The sequence below is a fragment of the Streptomyces sp. NRRL WC-3626 genome (genome assembly GCF_000718785.1).
In the GTDB taxonomy this organism is placed as follows: Bacteria; Actinomycetota; Actinomycetes; order Streptomycetales; family Streptomycetaceae; genus Streptomyces; species Streptomyces edwardsiae.
Genome location: NZ_JOCA01000006.1, coordinates 481,305 through 498,750 on the forward strand (window position 1 = coordinate 481,305; position 17,446 = coordinate 498,750).

General features: G+C 71.6%; 14 protein-coding genes. 9 read left to right on the forward strand and 5 right to left on the reverse strand.

Annotation, left to right across the window (positions count from 1 at the left end; genetic code table 11):
• Positions 1–114: 114 nt before the first annotated feature.
• Positions 115–888: an IclR family transcriptional regulator gene (locus IF28_RS0112740; RefSeq protein ID WP_030218164.1), complete on the forward strand. Its 774-nt coding sequence runs from the start codon at positions 115–117 to the stop codon at positions 886–888.
• Positions 885–1,739, forward strand: coding sequence for an SMP-30/gluconolactonase/LRE family protein (locus IF28_RS0112745; protein ID WP_030218166.1), 855 nt, complete (start codon positions 885–887; stop codon positions 1,737–1,739). The genes IF28_RS0112740 and IF28_RS0112745 overlap by 4 nt, the downstream gene beginning before the upstream one ends.
• Before the next feature lie 115 nt (positions 1,740–1,854).
• Here the strand turns inward: IF28_RS0112745 and IF28_RS0112750 are convergent, their stop codons facing one another.
• The 4 genes from IF28_RS0112750 to IF28_RS0112765 are packed head-to-tail and all read right to left on the reverse strand — an operon-like array spanning position 1,855 to position 6,124.
• Positions 1,855–3,258, reverse strand: a complete 1,404-nt coding sequence (locus IF28_RS0112750) for an FAD-dependent oxidoreductase (protein WP_030218168.1) — start codon at positions 3,256–3,258, stop codon at positions 1,855–1,857.
• Positions 3,248–4,429 carry an MAB_1171c family putative transporter gene (locus IF28_RS0112755; protein WP_030218170.1) on the reverse strand — a complete coding sequence of 394 codons (1,182 nt, stop codon included), beginning with the start codon at positions 4,427–4,429 and terminating at the stop codon, positions 3,248–3,250. Before IF28_RS0112755 ends, IF28_RS0112750 begins: the two co-directional genes overlap by 11 nt.
• A 31-nt stretch (positions 4,430–4,460) precedes the next feature.
• On the reverse strand, positions 4,461–5,627 hold the full coding sequence (locus tag IF28_RS0112760) for an MAB_1171c family putative transporter (protein WP_030218173.1): 1,167 nt from the start codon (positions 5,625–5,627) through the stop codon (positions 4,461–4,463).
• On the reverse strand, positions 5,624–6,124 hold the full coding sequence (locus tag IF28_RS0112765; RefSeq protein ID WP_234325121.1) for a toxin: 501 nt from the start codon (positions 6,122–6,124) through the stop codon (positions 5,624–5,626). The genes IF28_RS0112760 and IF28_RS0112765 overlap by 4 nt, the downstream gene beginning before the upstream one ends.
• 268 nt (positions 6,125–6,392) lie before the next feature.
• On the opposite strand from IF28_RS0112765, the gene IF28_RS0112770 reads away from it, so the two are divergent.
• The 4 genes from IF28_RS0112770 to IF28_RS0112785 all read left to right on the forward strand — a co-directional run bounded on the left by IF28_RS0112770 (position 6,393) and on the right by IF28_RS0112785 (position 11,130).
• Positions 6,393–7,751: an extracellular solute-binding protein gene (locus IF28_RS0112770; protein ID WP_030218179.1), complete on the forward strand. Its 1,359-nt coding sequence runs from the start codon at positions 6,393–6,395 to the stop codon at positions 7,749–7,751.
• Positions 7,748–8,689 carry a carbohydrate ABC transporter permease gene (locus IF28_RS0112775; protein ID WP_030218181.1) on the forward strand — a complete coding sequence of 314 codons (942 nt, stop codon included), beginning with the start codon at positions 7,748–7,750 and terminating at the stop codon, positions 8,687–8,689. The genes IF28_RS0112770 and IF28_RS0112775 overlap by 4 nt, the downstream gene beginning before the upstream one ends.
• Entirely contained in the window at positions 8,686–9,555 is an 870-nt protein-coding gene (locus tag IF28_RS0112780) for a carbohydrate ABC transporter permease (RefSeq protein WP_030218182.1), read from the forward strand. Before IF28_RS0112775 ends, IF28_RS0112780 begins: the two co-directional genes overlap by 4 nt.
• 69 nt (positions 9,556–9,624) lie before the next feature.
• A complete protein-coding gene (locus tag IF28_RS0112785; protein WP_030218183.1) occupies positions 9,625–11,130 on the forward strand; it encodes an alpha-N-arabinofuranosidase in 1,506 nt (501 codons plus the stop codon).
• Positions 11,131–11,146: 16 nt separating this feature from the next.
• Here IF28_RS0112785 and IF28_RS0112790 read toward each other — a convergent pair whose 3' ends face one another.
• Positions 11,147–13,891 carry a glycoside hydrolase family 35 protein gene (locus IF28_RS0112790; protein WP_030218184.1) on the reverse strand — a complete coding sequence of 915 codons (2,745 nt, stop codon included), beginning with the start codon at positions 13,889–13,891 and terminating at the stop codon, positions 11,147–11,149.
• 284 nt (positions 13,892–14,175) lie between these two features.
• Here IF28_RS0112790 and IF28_RS0112795 point away from each other — a divergent pair, with 284 nt between their 5' ends.
• The 3 genes from IF28_RS0112795 to IF28_RS0112805 all read left to right on the forward strand — a co-directional run bounded on the left by IF28_RS0112795 (position 14,176) and on the right by IF28_RS0112805 (position 17,414).
• A complete protein-coding gene (locus IF28_RS0112795; protein ID WP_030218185.1) occupies positions 14,176–14,826 on the forward strand; it encodes a DUF4360 domain-containing protein in 651 nt (216 codons plus the stop codon).
• A gap of 195 nt (positions 14,827–15,021) precedes the next feature.
• Complete coding sequence (locus IF28_RS0112800; protein WP_030218196.1) at positions 15,022–15,999, forward strand: arabinan endo-1,5-alpha-L-arabinosidase; 978 nt, start codon at positions 15,022–15,024, stop codon at positions 15,997–15,999.
• The gene (locus IF28_RS0112805) at positions 15,981–17,414 is read left to right on the forward strand and encodes a family 43 glycosylhydrolase (RefSeq protein ID WP_030218199.1); all 1,434 of its coding nucleotides are present in this window, start codon (positions 15,981–15,983) and stop codon (positions 17,412–17,414) included. The genes IF28_RS0112800 and IF28_RS0112805 overlap by 19 nt, the downstream gene beginning before the upstream one ends.
• The last annotated feature ends 32 nt before the right edge of the window (positions 17,415–17,446 follow it).

Below are 17,446 nucleotides of genomic sequence, written 5' to 3' on the forward strand. Positions count from 1 at the left end.
ATGCCGTTGCCCACGGCGACCCGGATGGCTAGCCTGTGTGTTCGCCATTCCGATCGCCTGTTGAAATCTCGAACGACCGCAGGCGCCTGAGACACATTAGGGAGGGGGCCGGTCGTGGGACGCCTCGTACCAGCCGTGACCCGGGCTCTCGACATTCTCGAGCTCTTCCTCGACGGGGACGGCACGCTCTCCGCCCCCGACATCGTGCGCCGGCTCCAGCTGCCGCGCACCACCGTGCACGAGCTGGTGACCACGCTCGCCGCCCGGAAGTACATCGTCCCGGTGGCGGGCCAGCCCGGCCGCTACCGGCTCGGCGTACGCCCGTACCAGCTCGGCGCCCGCTACGCCGAACACCTCGACCTCGCCGCCGAGGGCCAGCAGGTCGCCCGCTCGGTCGCCGAGACCTGCGACGAGACGGTGCACGTGGCGATACTGGAGGACACCGACGTCATCTACATCGCCAAGGTGGACTCCACCCACGCGGTGCGGATGGTGTCGGCGGCCGGCCGCAGACTGCCCGCCCACTGCACCTCCGTCGGCAAGATGCTCCTGGCCTCCCTTCCCGAGCACGAACTCACCGCGCGCATCCCCGGCGACGCCGAGCTGGAAGCGATGACCCCCAACAGCATCACCGACGTGGCCGCCCTGCGCGAGACCCTTGCGGAGATCCGCGCCCGGGGCGTCGCCGTGGAGAGCCGCGAGTCCAATCCGGACGTGTCCTGCGTCGCCGCCCCGGTGCGCGACCGCACGGGGCAGGTGGTGGCCGCGCTGTCCATCTCCGTACCGATGATCCGCTGGAGCGACGAGCGGCTGGGCGAGCTGGAGCAACTGGCCGTCAAGGGCGCCGCCGAACTGTCCGAGCGGCTGGGCCACAGGAGCGTGGCATGACACACACCTTCGACGTCGCCGTCCGCGCGGAGGCGGCCCTCGGCGAGGGCCCCACCTGGGACCCGGCCACCGGCCGCCTGCTGTGGATCGACATCCTCGGCTCCCGCGTCCACACCTACGACCCCGCCACCGGCCGGCGCACCGTGCTCCGCACCGACCAGCACGTGGGCGCGGTCAAGCCCCGCGCGGGCGGCGGACTCGTCCTCAACCTGCGGGACGGCGTCGGGCTGCTCGACCCGGACGGCACCTTCCGCTGGCTGCACCGGGAGGTCGTTCCCGGCCGCCGCGCGAACGACGCGGCGGTCGCGCCGGACGGGAGCCTGTTCGCGGGCACGATGCGGTACGACGAGGCGCCCGGCGGGGGCACGCTGTCCCGTGTCGCGGGGGACGGCGCGGTGCATGTCCTGCTGGACGACGTGGCCGTCAGCAACGGGACGGGCTGGAGTCCGGACGGGCGGCTGATGTACTACATCGACTCGCCGACCCGCCGTATCGACGTCTTCGACGTGGGGGCGGCGGACGGCCGTATCACGAACCGGCGTTCGTTCGCCGCGATCGAGGAGGGGGCGGGGTTTCCCGACGGGCTGTGCGTCGACGCGGACGGCTGTGTGTGGGTGGCGCTGTGGGACGGTGGCGCGGTGCGCCGGTACACCCCGGCCGGGGAGCTGGAGCGGGTCGTGCCGCTGCCGGTTCCGTTGGTCACGGCGTGTGCGTTCGGGGGGCCGGATCTGACGGATCTGTACATCACCACGGCTCGCGTGGGCCTCGAGTCCCCGCATCCCCTTTCGGGGTCCCTGCTGGTGGTCCGGGGCGCCGGCAAGGGTGTGGCCCAGCCTTCGTTCCGGGGCTGACTTTCGCCCCCGCCGCCCCTTCCCGTTCCCGTCCCCCGGGGGCGCTGCCCCCGGACCCCCGCTCCTCAAACGCCGGAGGGGCTGACACATGGCCCCTCCGGAGGGAACTGCCGGTTCACACCCCCGTGCGGTCCAGGCGCCGCAGGACCTCGCGTTCGCCCTCCGTCAGCGGGGGGTCGGCCGACGGGGGGAGGGGGGAGCCCGCCGCGGCCGCCACCAGCGCCGTCGGGTGGAACACGCGGGCCGGCGACGCGCGCAGACTGCTGATCGACCAGATCACCGACGCCGCCGCGTACGACCCCGTCGCCACGCGGGTCAGCCGACGGGTGTAGGCCGTCAGCGCGCGGTCGGCGAGGGGCGGCGGGGCGGCGCCCCGGGTGCCCGGGTAGCGGGCGTCCTGGCTCACCGCCAGGGTCCACGCCGGGTCCGCCGCCCGCGCGGCGGACCGGACCACCCGGCGGCCCAGTCCCGGCGCGCCCGGGCCGCCCCGCGCCAGTTCCCGGCTGAGGGCCCGCGCTCCGAACGCCGCCACCGACATCCCGTGGCCGTACGCCGGGTTGAACGTGGCGAGCGCGTCGCCGAGGACGGTGAAGCCCTCCGGCCAGTGCGGCAGGCGTTCCAGACGGCGGCGTACGTTGCTGGTCGAGCGGCTCAGATGGACGTCGGAGAGGGGTTCGGCGCCGGAGATCAGGCGGCCGACGATCGGGTCCGGGAGGCCGAGGGTGTAGCGCAGGAAGCCGTCCGGGTCCGCCGGGGGTTCGCCGCCGCGGGACCCGCCGCAGCTGACCAGCCAGCGGCCGCCCTCGATCGGCATGACCATCGCGCTGCGGGCCGGGCGGGACAGGTACGGGTTGGCCTGCACGATCGTCAGGGGGAACCGTTCGGCACCGGGCGGGACCCGGTACAGGCGTGACGCGTTGACCAGGCCCGAGTCGACCGCCTGCTCCTGGACGCCGGTCAGTCCGAGACCGTTCAGCCAGCCGGTGACCCGCGTTCCGCGGCCGCTGGCGTCGACGACCAGGTCCGCGTCGAGGTCCGTGTCGCCGCCGGGCGTCGCCACGCGTACCCCGCGCACCCGCGCCGCCGTGCCCGTCAGGCCCACCACCGTCGCCCTGCGGATCTCCAGCGGCACCTGTTCCCGTACGGCCGTACGCACCACCCAGTCCAGCAGCGCCCGGCTGCAGGTGAACATCGCCGGGCCCTCGCGCCGCCACCGCCGCAGCCAGCCCTCGGACGTGAGCGCCAGCATGCCCGAGGTGAGCGGGATCTCGTGCGCCCCGGCGGCCAGCAGCCGGGCCCGCAGTCCGGCGCCCGGCAGCAGTTCCTCCATGGCGTCCATGCCGCCCGCCATCAGCAGATGCGCGTGCCGCCCCTGCGGAAGTCCCTTGCGGTGCTCGGGGCCGTCCGGCAGTTCGTCGCGGTCCAGGACGATCACCTCGTCCACTCCCGCGCGGGACAGCACCGCCGCGGCCAGCAGACCCGCCAGACCGGCACCGATGACGACAGCTCTACGCGACATGGGGCTCCTCGGGTTCGGTCACGGTTCGGGTCAGGGAGGACGGTGCGCCGTGCAGGGCCCGCGCCAGCTCCACCAGCCCGCTGGTGCCGGAGACCTCGGTGGCGTGCAGCCGGTAGCCGCCGTCGGTGTCGGGCGGTTCCTCGCGGGCGGCGGCCCGGCGCGCCGCGTCGGCCAGCATGGCCGCCTCCGCGGCGAGCCGCGCCTCGTGCGGGGAGCGGCCCGCGCGCAGGGCCGTGTCCCGGGCCCGCTCACGGACCCGGCGGTCGAAGTACGGTGCCAGCGCGAGCAGCCCGTCGTGGATGGACACCTCGCGCCACTGGAGCCGCGCCTGCGGCAGCTGCCACCAGGACGCCCCCGGCCGGGGCGCGGTCGACGCCGGCCGCACCAGATACCACAGCGGGCCCAGCCGCCGGTAGTCGCCGAACCCCCGCCACTGCGCGCGGGCGGCCGGCAGCAGCCTCGGCAGCGCGAACCCCGCCGAGCAGAGCAGCGCGGCCAGTGACGCCATCGGCGGGGCCACCGTGGTGGACAGGAAGTCCAGATCGTGACCGTACCAACGGGCCACGACCGCCGTGTACTTGGTGAGCTGGAACCCCACCACGTCGAGGAGTGCCCCCACGAGGATCAGCCGCAGCCCGACCCGCAGCAGACCCCGGACCTCGCGCCCCCACTTGACGCAGACGGCGCACATCACCAGCATCGCCGCGCTGTGCCCGACCAGGTAGAGCAGGATCATCTCCCGCATGAACGGGGTGTTGGCGTAGTAGGTGTCGAGGTCGGTGAGCCGTTCGGTGTCCGCGTCGGCGAGCAGGAACAGGACGACGATGACGGCCACCAGCAGCCCGTAGGCGGCGACACTGCGCAGCACCATGCGCCGCACCCGCTCCCGGGACCCGCCCCGCCAGTTGATCAGCAGCACCAGCACCGCGCAGCTGTACGCGCAGAGCATTCCGTAGGTGAGCGGGGCCCCGAAGTTGGGGACACCGGTGAGGGAGTTGACGGTGGCCAGGGTGGCCGGGGCGGCGCATACGAGCACGAGGGCGCCCAGGATGATCGCCGCGCAGGTGGACAGCGTCAGCGGGTCCGCGAGGGTGGCCCTGCGCGGGCGGCGGAACAGCAGCACGGACGTCATGCCGAACACGAAGGCGGCCAGGTAGACGACGAGACTCACAGCGGCCGGGTCCTCTCGTCCGGGGCCCGGTTCACGCGGTCCGCGCCGTGGTCGTGACCGAGGCGGCCGCCGGTGCCGGGGCGGCCAGCGCGTCGGCGATCCGGACCAGGGCGGCCGGGTCCGGCACCCGGTCCGGGAGACGGCCGCCGTCGCCGCGCGCCGGCATCCGGGCCGGGTCCGCCTCGTCGCGCACCGCCCCGCGGATCACCGCCGCCCAGGCGGCCGCCTCCGCCAGCTCCGGGTCCCCCGTCGCCTCCCGCACTTCGGCACGGGTGCGGTCGTACAGATCCCGGTCGACGTACGGCTCGAGGTGGCTCAGCGCGTTGTGGACGCTGGTCTGCCGCCACATCAGCCGGGTCGTGGCGGAGGCGACCCTGGGCCGGGGCAGCCGCAGCGCCCGGCGGGTGAGGAGGTCGTCCAGCGTCCGCTCCAGCGGTTCGAGACGGGCGTACGTCCGCCGCGCCCGCCGCCACTCGGCGATCCGGGGCGCCGCCAGCGGTACCAGCACCCCGACGACCGTCAGCAGGGCGCCCAGTCCGGCGGCGGCCGGGGAGACGGTGGTGCCGAGCCCCGACCAGTCCCGTCCGGTCCAGCGCGCGCCCACCGCGGCCAGCTTGGCCACGCTGTACCCGCCCCCGCACAGCGACCCGGCGCCGAGCAGGATCAGCCCCGCCCGCAGCCCGCCCCGCACCCGGCGTGCCCAGTGCAGCGCCATGACGGAGGTGACGGTCACGGCGGTGAGGTGCGCCAGCAGGTACAGCACGATCATCTGGGCGATGAACGGGGTCGTCGCGTAGTAGGTGTCCAGGTCGGTACGGCGCTCCACGGGCGCCTCGCCGAGGACGAACATCACCGCGATGCCGAGGACGACGACGGCGTAGGCGAGCATCCAGCGGCGGGCGGTGCGCCGCACCCGGGGTCCGCCGCGCCAGTGCACGACCAGGACCTGGGACGCCGCGCAGTATCCGGTGATCGCCGCGTAGGTGACGGGCGCCGCGAGGTTCGGCACCCCGCTGACGTCGTTGACGGCGCCGACCGTGGGCGGCGCCCCCAGGAAGAAGCACAGCCCCGCGAGGCCCAGCACCGCGCAGAGCGACCGCAGATACGGGTCGCGCCGGTGCCGCAGCAGATCGGGCGCCCTGACCAGCAGTCCGAGCCACAGCGCCCCGCAGCTGACGTAGTTGAGCAGACCGCTCACCCTTTCGTCCCGCGGTAGTTGAGGGCGGCCCCGATCCGTCCGGCGAGGTCCCGCGGATGGCCGGGGTCGCCGCCCTCCGCGGCGTACACGGAGTCGGTGGAGGCCTCCAGCCAGGTGCGCAGCCGGCGGCCCATCAGCATGGCGAAGCGGTCGGCCTCCTGTTCCTCCAGCAGGCTGAAGTCGGTGCGGGCGGCGACCGGTCCCGGCCGTCCGGCGCCGGCGTCCGCGGCGCGGCGGTTCATGTGCCACACCTCGTGGCAGAGGATCACGATCTGGTGCCATACGGCGGCCCGTTCGTCGACCACCACGTCGTCATGGCTCTCGCGCTCCAGCCACAGCCCGCTCGCGGTGTGCGGCGGGAACGCCGCCCGGTGGACCCGTACGTCCCGTCCGCGCCATGCGCCGACGGAGGCGACGAGCGCCTCGAACAGCACCTCGGGTTCGGCCGGCACCGCCACCCGGATGGGGTCGATGAGGGCGTCAGCGAGACGACGCATCTCCTTCCTGGTCCGCACCGCTGTCTCCCTGTTCCCCTGGGTGTTGCCCGGTCACCAGTGCAATATGCCAAGTCCGGGGCCGTCCCGGCCAGTTCCCTGTGCGACACATTCACTCGGTGACGGCGGTCCCTCCCCCCGACCGGCACCGGACGGGGAGGTCCCGCTGTGAGTTCTTGTGCGAACCATTGACGCGTCCGCTCATCACCCTTACCTTCCGTTCGAAGTTACGGGCGTTATTCGATATATCGAACGACAGATGGGGCAGGGCATGGGACGACCTGGCCTGGATCGCAGGCAACTTCTCGCCGCACTGGGCGGGTTGACCGTCGCCGGAAGCTTCGGCTTCGCGGCGCTCGGAACCGGGGCCGACGCGCTCGCCTCCGGCGCGGACACCCGGGTGCGCTACTGGAACCTCTTCAGCGGCGGCGACGGCTACAACATGATCGCGATGCTGGACTCCTTCCGGAAGGACAACCCCGGCATCGATGTGAAGGACTCCACCCTCCAGTGGGGCAGCCCCTTCTACACCAAGCTCGCCATGGCGGCCGCGGGCAACCGCGCCCCCGAGCTCGGTGTCATGCACCTGGGCCGCGTCACCGGCTTCTCACCGGGCCGCCTCCTCGACCCGTGGGACGTCGAACTGCTCGCCGGATACGGCGTGAAGGAAGCCGACTTCAACCCCGAGCTGTGGAAACGCGCCGTCGTCGACGGCAGGCTCTACGCCCTCCCGCTCGACATCCACGTCCAGCTCTGCTTCTACCGCAAGGACGTGCTGAAGAAGGCCCGACTGCTCGACGACGACGGCCGGATGGTGCCCGTGACGTCCACCGACGAGTGGTTCGACGTGCTGAAGGAGGCCAAGAAGGCCACCGGCAAGGGCCTGCAGACCATCGGCCTGTGGCACAACGACCAGAACTTCCAGTGGTGGTTCTTCGTCGCCTTCTACACCCAGCTCGGCGGCACCTGGTTCGACGACACCCGCACCGAGGTCACCTTCGACACCGAGAAGGCCACCCAGGTACTGGAGTTCCTGCGCCGGCACATCACCGACGGGTACGCCGACCCGAACTTCGGCGGCGGCGCGGGCGCCGAACAGTTCGTCAACGGCGCACCGTTCGTCTGGGAGGGCAACTGGTCGGTGCCGGTCTTCGACGCCGCGAAGATCGAGTACGGGGCCACACCCCTGCCGCCCGTCTTCGGCAGGCCGGCCACCCACGCCGAGTCGCACGCCTTCGTGCTCCCGCACCAGTCGGGCCGCGGCGGCGCCGCCAACGAGGGCGCCCATCGACTCGCCGCGTACATCGTCCGGCACGCCCGGCAGTGGGCCGCCGGCGGACACATCCCCGCCTACACACCCACCCTGTCCACGGACGCGTACCGGAGGATGCGGCCGCAGAGCGAGTACGTCTCCGCCATGGACCACCAGGCCACCGAGCCCAAGGTGTGGTTCGCCGGCTCCACCGGCATCCTCGCCCAGCGCATCGGACCCGTCGTGGTCTCCTCCACCACCGGCTCCGCCGGGCCCGACGCCGTCGCCCGCCGGATGAAGAGCGAACTCGGCCGGCTCCTCGCCTCGAAGAACCCCATGGACGGCCGCACCGCCGCGCAGGGAGGTGCCGTCGCATGACGACGACCAGCGCGGAGACCGTCCTCCGCCCGGCCCGCGTCCGCGCCGCCGCCGACAGCGCGGTCCCGCGCCGCGGACAGGGCTTCCAGCACGGCGGCTGGTTCGTCGCCCCGTTCCTCGCCCTGTTCGCGCTCTTCATCGTCTGGCCGCTGCTGCGCGGCCTCTACCTCAGCTTCACCGACGCCAACATCTCCGGCGACGGCGCGAGCTTCATCGGCCTCGACAACTACCGCGAGGCCCTGGACGACCCCCTGGTATGGGAATCCCTGGGCCACAGCGCCTGGTTCACGCTCCTCGTCGTCCCCTGCATCACCGTCCTCGCGTTCCTCCTCGCGATGCTCGCCCATCACATCGAGCGCGGGAAGTGGCTGTGGCGGCTCTGCTTCTTCATGCCGTTCCTGCTGCCGTCCACCGTCGCCGCCAACCTCTGGCAGTGGCTGTTCAACCCCGGCACCGGCATGGTCAATCACGTCCTCGGAATCGACACACCCTGGCTGACCGACAAGTCGTACGCGATGCTCGCCATCGTCATCGCCACCCTGTGGTGGACGGTCGGCTTCAGCTTTTTGCTTTACCTCGCCGCCCTCCAGGGCATCCCCGCCCACCTCTACGAGGCCGCCAAGCTCGACGGCGCGAACGCCTGGCACCGCATGGCCCACATCACCCTGCCGATGCTGCGCAACATCACCGGCCTGGTGATCGCCCTGCAGATCCTCGCCTCGCTCCAGGTCTTCGACCAGGCCGTCGTCATGCAGGACTTCCTCCCCGGCCCGGAGGGCTCGACCCGCACCTTCGTGCAGTACACCCTCGAACAGGGCTTCACCAGCTACCGCGTGGGCTACGCCTCCGCCATCTCCATCATCTTCTTCGTGCTCATCGCGGCCGTCGCCCTCGCCCGGATGTGGCTGCTGCGCAACCGTGAGGAGGGCGGCCGATGACCACCGCCGCACAGCAGCGCACACGGAGCGGGCCGCCGCGCCGCGCCTGGACACCCAGCCAGATCGTGCTCACCCTCCTCGGCGCCGCCGTCTCCGTGGTGTTCCTCGCCCCGCTCGCCTGGGCCCTGTTCACCTCCCTCAAGTCGGAGACCGAGGCCGTCGAGGTACCGACGCACTGGCTGCCGAAGGAGTGGACCGGGCAGGCCTGGACGGCCATCTTCGAGACCGGCAACATCACCAACTGGTTCGTGAACTCCCTGGTGGTGTCCGTCTGTGTGACCGCGATCGTGCTGGTGACCAGCGCCCTCGCGGGATACGGCTTCGCCCGGACGGAGTTCCGCGGCAAGCACGTCCTGTTGGGGGTCGTCATGGCCGGCCTCATGGTCTCCCCGGCCGTGCTCGGCGTTCCCCTGTTCACCACCGTGCAGCAGATGGGCATGGTCGACACCTACTGGGGCATGATCCTGCCGCAGTGCGCGCCCGCCGCGATGGTGTACATCCTCTACAAGTTCTTCCAGGGCGTCCCGCGCGAACTGGAGGAGGCCGCCTTCATCGACGGCGCCGGCCGCTGGCGCGTCTTCCTCACCATCATCGTGCCGCTGTCCCGCCCCTCCCTCGCGGCGGTCGGCATCTTCACCTTCATCAGCTCCTGGAACAACTTCCTGTGGCCCTACATGGTCACCAACAACCCCGACCTGATGACCATGCCGAACGGCATCGCGACCGTCATGAACTCCTACGGCATCCAATGGGCCCAGCTCATGGCCGGCGGCCTGATGGCGGGCCTCCCGCTGATCATCGTCTTCGTCTTCTTCCAACGCCAGATCGTGGCGGGCGTGGCCCACACGGGCCTGGCCGGCCAGTGAGCCGGGCCGGCCCGCCCCCCACGGCCCGCAGCCGTGACCGCACGGAAACCCCCTCTTCGGAAGGCGCACATGCGAACCGCCCGTTTCACCCTGGACCCCGCGTTCACCATCGGTGAAGTGAACCCCCGCCTCTTCGGATCGTTCGTGGAACACCTCGGCCGCTGCGTGTACACCGGCATCTTCGAACCGGACCACCCCACCGCGGACGAGGCGGGCCTCCGCCAGGACGTCCTCGACCTGGTCAGGGAGCTGGGCGTCACCACCATCCGCTACCCCGGCGGCAACTTCGTCTCGGGCTACAAGTGGGAGGACTCCGTAGGCCCCGTGGACGCCCGCCCCCGCCGCCTCGACCTCGCCTGGCGCTCCACGGAGACCAACCGCTTCGGCCTCTCCGAGTACATCGCGTTCCTGCGGAAGGTCGGCCCCCAGGCCGAGCCCATGATGGCCCTCAACCTCGGCACCCGGGGCGTCGCGGAGGCCCTGGAGCTCCAGGAGTACGCCAACCACCCCTCCGGCACGGCCCTTTCGGACCTGCGCGTCGAGCACGGCGACAAGGACCCGTTCGGCATCCGCCTGTGGTGTCTCGGCAACGAGATGGACGGCCCCTGGCAGACCGGTCACAAGACCGCCGAGGAGTACGGCCGTGTCGCCGCCGAGACGGCCCGCGCCATGCGCCAGATCGACCCGGACGTCGAACTCGTCGCCTGCGGCTCCTCCGGCCAGTCCATGGAGACGTTCGCCGCGTGGGAGGCGACGGTCCTCGAGGAGACGTACGACCTGGTCGACCACATCTCCCTGCACGCCTACTACGAGCCGCTCGACGGTGACGTCGACTCCTTCCTCGCCTCCGCCGTCGACATGGAGTCCTTCATCGAGAACGTGGTCGCCACCTGCGACCACGTCGGTGCCCGCCTCAAGTCGAAGAAGAGGATCGACCTCTCCTTCGACGAGTGGAACGTCTGGTATCTGTCCCGGACACAGGCCCAGGTCAGCGCCCTGGACTGGCCCGAGGCCCCGCGTCTGCTGGAGGACAACTACAGCGTCACCGACGCCGTCGTCTTCGGCTCGCTGCTCATCGCGCTGCTCCGGCACGCGGACCGGGTCACCGTCGCCTGCCTCGCCCAGCTCGTCAACGTGATCGCCCCGATCATGACGGAACCGGGCGGCCCGGCCTGGCGGCAGACGACGTTCTTCCCCTTCTCCCAGGCCTCGCGGTACGGCCGGGGCGAGGTGCTCGACGTCCGGGTGGACTCACCGACGTACGAGACGAGGAAGTACGGTGCGGCCGACCTGCTGCACGCCACCGCCGTACGCGCCGAGGACGGCACGGTCACGGTGTTCGCCGTCAACCGCTCGCGTACGCGGGCCCTGCCGCTGGAGGTCGCGCTGAGCGGTCTGCGGCTGACGGAGGTCGTCGAGCACAGTGCCCTCGCGGACGACGACCCCGACGCCCGCAACACCCTCGCCGAGCCCGAGCGGGTCACCCCGCACCCGGTCGACGGCACCACGCTGGAGAACGGACGGCTCGGCGCCGTACTGGAGCCGCTGTCGTGGAACGTGATCCGGCTGGCGTAGCCGGCCGGCGGTGGGCTCACCCCCTCCCCGGTGAGTCCACCGCCTTCACCGGAACTCCGCCCCGCGCGGCGCCGAGCAGCGTCAGGCGCACCTCGCGCGGGCCCGAGAGGGTGGTGCCGTCGGCCAGTACCGCCAGGGCCAGTGTGTTGGCGCCCCGTGTGCGCAGAATCCCGTTCGGCAGGACGAAGGTGTGCTGCGGGCCCACATCGTTGAGGTACTGGCCCAGGTTCCAGCCGTTGAGGAAGATCTGGGCCCGGTAGGCGCGCTCCGGTTCGTCGTCGAGGGTGAGCCCGATCGACGCGTCCACGTCGGCGGGTACGTCCAGCCGGAACTCCGTCCGGTACCAGGCCACCCCCTGCCGCCGCTCCCGTCGGGGGAACTCCACGGCCCGCCAGCCGCGGTCGTCGAAGCCGGGCAGATGCCAGCCGTTCCGTTCGCCGTGCAGGCCGCCGTTGTTGAGCGGTCCGCGCACCCGGTCCGGTGCGGTGGCGCCCTGGATCCGCCACTCGACGCTCCGGGAGCGGCCCCCGAACCTCACGGCCACAAGGCCCCGCGCGGCCTTGTGGGGGTCCTTCGCCCGCGCGTCCCCGTCGTGCCCCATCGGCCGTACGAGCACGGACAGCACATGCCCGCCCCGCCCGCGCCGCTTCCCGGGCACCTCGAAGACGGCCGTCGCCGTCCGGGTGCCCTCGCCCTTCTCCGGCGCCGGCATACGGTGTGAGCCCAGCGGGCGCCCGTCCAGCCAGGCCATCAGCAGCCCGTGCGTACCGGCGCCGTAGGACAGGGACACGGACGTGACATCGCGGGTGTCCGTGAGCCGCCCCCGGTACCAGACGTCGCCGTAGTGGAAGCCGTAGTCGTCCGCGAAGAGCACGGGGGAGCCCTCGGGCACGGGCGTGGTGCCGTGCGACGAGGTGCGGTCGGCCACCGTCCACTCCGAGTCGTCGAAGTCCGGCTCGGACTCCGGGCTGCCGCCCCGCCGCCGCCAGCCGTCCAGCGCGGGCAGGGTCACGGTGGGCGCGTCCGGCATCATCCCCTCCATCACCAGGCTGCCGGACCGGCCGAGATAGGTGCGCACCGGCTCCCCGTTCCAGGTGACGGAGGTGATCCCGCGCGGCCCCCACACCTCCACACCGGTCTCGGCCACGACGTCGCCGACGAGGTGGACGGTGGAACCGTGCAGGGTGGCCGAGCGCAGCATCGCCGGACCGTAGACCAGCAGGGAGCCGGACGGGGTCTCGTACGGCCACAGGCGCAGCGCGGTCGCGTCGTCGGCGAACAGCAGCACCAGGGGGACGTCGGAGTCCCCGCCCTTGACCAGGACCCTGCTCAGCCCGCCCACGCCGAGCGGTGCGACGAGGTTCAGCCTGCCCCGGTCGTAGGACCACGCGGGTTCGGTGTCCGCGCGCAGGACCTCCGGCTGGACGTCGCAGTCCAGCGCCAGCTGTGCCTGCTCGCCGCTCCGGCCGACGAACACGGCGACGTCCAGCCGCCCGGCGGCCATGCTCAGCATCGGCTGCGCGGTGGTGTACGCCAGCGTGCGCCGGCCCAGTTCCAACCCGGAGACGAGCAGTTTGGCGTCGTGCGGTGCCACCGTGACCGGCACCTCGATGCCGCTGTCCGGCAGCATCGAGCGCACCTCGTCGGAGGAGTCGTTGCGCACCACGTACACCTGGGCGCCGGTGTCCGGGTTGGTGAGGTGGCGGACCGTCAGCCGGCCGTCCGCCGCCCGGATCCCGCCCGCCGGGTCCAGCCGGGCGAGGTCGGGCACGGTCCGCACCAGATGCCCGAACTGCTGGAGCGGGGCCATGTCCGCCGTGGGCCGGCGGCCCTCGTCGACGGGGGCACCGAGGCCGTACGACGCGGGGGCGCCGGTTCCCGGCAGCCACCCCCACGACGTGCCGCCGAAGACCGTACGGACGTTCTGCGCGGTGATCCCCCCGGCGAGGGCGGTCAGGTGGCCCGGCCGCTCGTACCCGGCGTCGGAGTCGAAACCCGGCGTCCGCGTGCCGTCCTCGGCGAGGCCGAAGCGCCCGTCCCCGTGGAACAGCGGTACGTCGATGCGGTCGGCGCGCGCCTTGGCGTACAGGCGGGCCAGATAGGCCTGCCCGGCCGGGTCGCCGTCGGGGATGCCGTCCTCGAGCCGGTAGAGCAGTACGGTGCCGCCGCCCGCGGTGAACAGATGCCGGACGGCGATGGTGTTGACGGCGGTCAGCCATTCCTCGGCATGCCGCAGATACTCCGGATCGTCGGTCCGCGCGGTCCCGTCGACGGCCGTCAGCCATCCGGGGAGGCCCCCGGCGTCCACATCGGGGCCCAGGTACGGACCGGGGCTCAGGATGACGTACAGCCGCTCCTCGGCGGCCGTGTCGAGGAACAGCCGCAGATCCCGTACGCCGGTGAAGTCGTACCGGCCGGGCTCGGGGGAGTGGTGGTTCCACGGCACCGACACGCTCACCGCGTTGTGCCCGTGGGCCCGCAGCTTCTGCAGGACGTCCCGCCACAGGGACGGGCTGGGCAGCCGGAAGGGGTCCATTCCGGCGGACCACAGCACCAGCCGGCGGCCGTCGACCAGCAGCGAGTGCCCGTCGAAGCCGATCCGGTGCCGCCTTCCGTCCGCCCGTGGCGGAGGGGGCGGCGGGCCGGTCGGCACGCTGCGCGGTCCGCGCGGGCCGGTCGCCGCCCCGCCGCTGCCGGCCAGCGCGAGACCGAGCGCCGCCGTGCCGGCCAGGGTGGTGAAGGTACGCCTGCTGAGCTCCAAGGGAGCGCCTCCTGCCGTGGTGCCGGTGGGCCATTGTCCATGAACCGGAACCCTCGCGTTCACACGGCGGTCCCGGTACGTCCGCTTGTGTCCCGGCGGTGCATGGCGGGAGTGAATGGCCGGAGTTCACCCTGTGCGCCGGTCGCGCCGCTCCCTACGATGCGGAACGCTCCCGGCCTTCACCTCGCCTCCATGCCTCCTTCACACGGCCGGGAGCGCACACGCCCGCATTGTTGGCATGTGCATGACGTTTCAACCAACCCCCCACCGAAGGACGGAGAACCATGGCTGGTGCACTGTTCCTGAGTGCGGCGGCGGCCGCGCTCCTCGCCGCCGCGTTACCCGCGCACAACCCGGCGACCGGTTTCGAGGACCCGCCGCCGGACAAGATCGTCATCAAGGTCGCCACGGTGAACGGTTCCGGTTGCCCCCAGGGCACCGCCGCGGTCGCCGTCTCCGCGGACAACACCGCGTTCACCGTGACGTACAGCAACTACCTCGCCCAGGCCGGCGGGAACTCCAATCCCACGGACTTCCGCAAGAACTGCCAGCTCAGCCTGCTCGTGCACGTCCCCGCGGGCTTCACCTACGCCATCGCCAGCGCCGACTACCGCGGCTTCGCCTCGCTCCAGTCCGGCGCGAAGGGCACACAGAGAGCGTCGTACTACTTCCAGGGCTCCCCGAACACCGAGTACCGCAGCCATCCGTTCACGGGCCCGTACGACGACAACTGGCAGGCCACGGACGAGACCGACTGGGCCCAACTGGTCTACGCGCCCTGTGGAGTCCAGCGCAACTTCAACATCAACACGGAACTGCGCGTGAGCGCCGGCTCCACGTCCCCGGACGACGTCAGTTTCATGACGATGGACTCCACGGACGGCGACATCAGCACGGTGTACCACCTCGCCTGGCAGGAGTGCCCGGAGGAGTGACAGCCGACTGAGCGGCACGCGGGGCGGGCGGGCCGGCGGGTCCGTCCGCCCCGTGGGTCTCCGGCCGGCCGGCGGGTGCCGGCCCGCACGGGTCATTGACGCGCAACCGGTTCGATTCTACGGTCCGTTCGAACTTGCGATCGCCGTTCGGGATACCGAACGGAACCGTCACCCCCACCGCAAGGAGAACCCCGTATGCGCCGCATCCTCCGAAAGCGCACCGCGCTGCTCGCGCTCCCCACGGCCGCGCTGCTCGCCCTGATGCCGACCACCGCCTCGGCGTACCCCAACCCGGGCCGGGTCACCGGGTCCGTCGTCACCCACGACCCGTCGATGATCCGGACCTCCTCCGGGCAGTACCTGCTCTACGCGACCGGCGGCGGCATCTCCAGCAAGACCTCCACCGACCGCGTCGCCTTCAACGCCGGCGCCGACGCGTTCTCGTCCCGCCCGGGCTGGTGGCGGACCTACTCCTCCGTGCCGGAGGCCTGGGCGCCGGACATCTCGTACCACGGCGGCAAGTACCTCATGTACTACTCCGTCTCGAAGTTCGGCTCCAACACCTCCGCCATCGGCCTGGCGGGCTCGACCACCGGAGCGCCGGGCAGCTGGACCGACTACGGCACCGTCTACACCTCGAGCTCCTCCAGCGACTACAACGCCATCGACCCCAACCTCTTCGTCGACGACGACGGCAAGTGGTGGCTGTCCTTCGGCAGCTGGTGGACCGGGATCAAGATGATCCAGATCAACCCCTCCACCGGGAAGCAGCTCTCCTCCAACACCACCCGCTACCCGCTCGCCTCCCGCCCCACCGGGACGAAGGCCGTCGAGGCGCCGTTCGTCGTCAAGCGCAACGGCTACTACTACCTCTTCGCCTCGTACGACACCTGCTGCGCCGGCACGAGCTCCACCTACAAGGTCAAGGTCGGCCGCGCCACCGGCGTCACCGGGCCCTACCGCGACAGGAACGGCGTCGCGATGACGAACAACGGCGGCACGCCCGTCCTCGAATCGCACGGCAGCGTCATCGGCCCCGGCGGCCAGTCGATCATGAACGACGTCGACGGGGACCTGATCGTCTACCACTACTACGACGGCAACGACAACGGCACCCCCAAGCTCGGCATCAACCTCCTGAACTGGAGCAGCGGATGGCCCGTCGCCTACTGACCCTGCTGGCCGCGCTGCTGCTCGCCCTCTCGCTCGGGCAGTCCTCCGCGCAGGCGGCCTCCTTCGCCAACCCCGTCAAGGCCCAGAAGGGCGCCGACCCCTGGATCGTCCACCACGACGGGAACTACTACCTGATCAGCACGTCCTGGACCGACGTCATCACCGTCCGCAAGTCGCCCACCCTCGGCGGCCTCGCCACCGCCCCCAGCGTGCAGGTGTGGAAGGGCGACGCGGCCTCCCGGTGCTGCAACATCTGGGCACCGGAGCTGCACTACCTGGGCGGGCGCTGGTACCTGTACTACGTGGCCGGGCAGAACATCGCCGACTACAACCCCACCCAGCGCAGCCACGTCCTGGAGAGCGCCGGCTCCGACCCGATGGGGCCGTACAGCTACAAGGGGCAGCTCAACAGCGCCTGGATGCTGGACCCGACGGTCGCGACGATCAACGGGCAGCTGTATCTCTTCGGCAGCGTGAACGGCGGCACACAGAACATCGTCGCCGCGCGCATGTCGAACCCGTACACGGTGAGTTCGTCCTTCTCCACCGTCTCCACGCCCACCTACGACTGGGAACGGCAGGGCGGCACCGTCAACGAGGGCCCGGAGATCCTGCAACGCGACGGCCGCACCTTCCTCGTCTACTCGGCGAGCGGCTGCTGGACCCCCGACTACAAGCTCGGACAGCTCACCCTCACCGGGTCCAACCCGGCCGCGGCCTCCTCCTGGACCAAGAAGTCCGCACCCGTCTTCCAGCGCAGCGACGGCAACGGGGTCTACGGTCCCGGCCACAACGGCTTCTTCACCTCGCCGGACGGCAAGGAGAGCTGGATCGTCTACCACGCCAACGACTCCGCGTCCGAGGGCTGCGACAACGGGCGTACGGCACGGGCGCAGAAGTTCACGTGGAACGCGGACGGTTCACCGAACCTCGGTACGCCCGTACGGCTCGGGGCGAGCCAGAGCGGACCCTCGGGCGAGCCGTCCGCCGTCTCCACCACCTACACCGTCACCAACCGCAACAGCGGCAAGTGCCTGGACCTGGCCGGAAGTTCCACCGCGGACGGCGCCGCTGTGCGGCAGTACGCCTGCAACGGCGGGGCCAATCAGCGGTGGCGGCTCGAAGACCTCGGCGACGACACCCACCGGCTGGTCAACGTGGCCTCAGGCAAGGTGCTCGACACCGAGAACTGTTCGTCCGCCGACGGCGCCGATCTGCGCCAGTGGTCGTGGCTCAACAACACCTGCCAGCGCTTCCGCTTCATCGCGACGGACGGCGGTCACGTCCGGATCGTCAACCAGGCCACCGGAAAGGTCGCCGACGTCGCCGACTGCTCCACCGCCGACGGCGCCGACGTACGCCAGTGGTCATGGCTGGGGAACGCCTGCCAGCAGTGGCGGCTGAACCCGGCCTGAGACCCGTGATCCGAGGTCTCACTCCACTCCTG

Excerpts from the sequence above, each read along its gene's own strand:
- IF28_RS0112770 (WP_030218179.1), top strand. The coding sequence starts at position 6,393 with ATGGGACGACCTGGCCTGGATCGCAGGCAACTTCTCGCCGCACTGGGC.
- IF28_RS0112765 (WP_234325121.1), bottom strand. The coding sequence starts at position 6,124 with ATGCGTCGTCTCGCTGACGCCCTCATCGACCCCATCCGGGTGGCGGTG.
- IF28_RS0112745 (WP_030218166.1), top strand. The coding sequence starts at position 885 with ATGACACACACCTTCGACGTCGCCGTCCGCGCGGAGGCGGCCCTCGGC.
- IF28_RS0112785 (WP_030218183.1), top strand. The coding sequence starts at position 9,625 with ATGCGAACCGCCCGTTTCACCCTGGACCCCGCGTTCACCATCGGTGAA.
- IF28_RS0112800 (WP_030218196.1), top strand. The coding sequence starts at position 15,022 with ATGCGCCGCATCCTCCGAAAGCGCACCGCGCTGCTCGCGCTCCCCACG.
- IF28_RS0112750 (WP_030218168.1), bottom strand. The coding sequence starts at position 3,258 with ATGTCGCGTAGAGCTGTCGTCATCGGTGCCGGTCTGGCGGGTCTGCTG.
- IF28_RS0112805 (WP_030218199.1), top strand. The coding sequence starts at position 15,981 with ATGGCCCGTCGCCTACTGACCCTGCTGGCCGCGCTGCTGCTCGCCCTC.
- IF28_RS0112775 (WP_030218181.1), top strand. The coding sequence starts at position 7,748 with ATGACGACGACCAGCGCGGAGACCGTCCTCCGCCCGGCCCGCGTCCGC.
- IF28_RS0112795 (WP_030218185.1), top strand. The coding sequence starts at position 14,176 with ATGGCTGGTGCACTGTTCCTGAGTGCGGCGGCGGCCGCGCTCCTCGCC.
- IF28_RS0112780 (WP_030218182.1), top strand. The coding sequence starts at position 8,686 with ATGACCACCGCCGCACAGCAGCGCACACGGAGCGGGCCGCCGCGCCGC.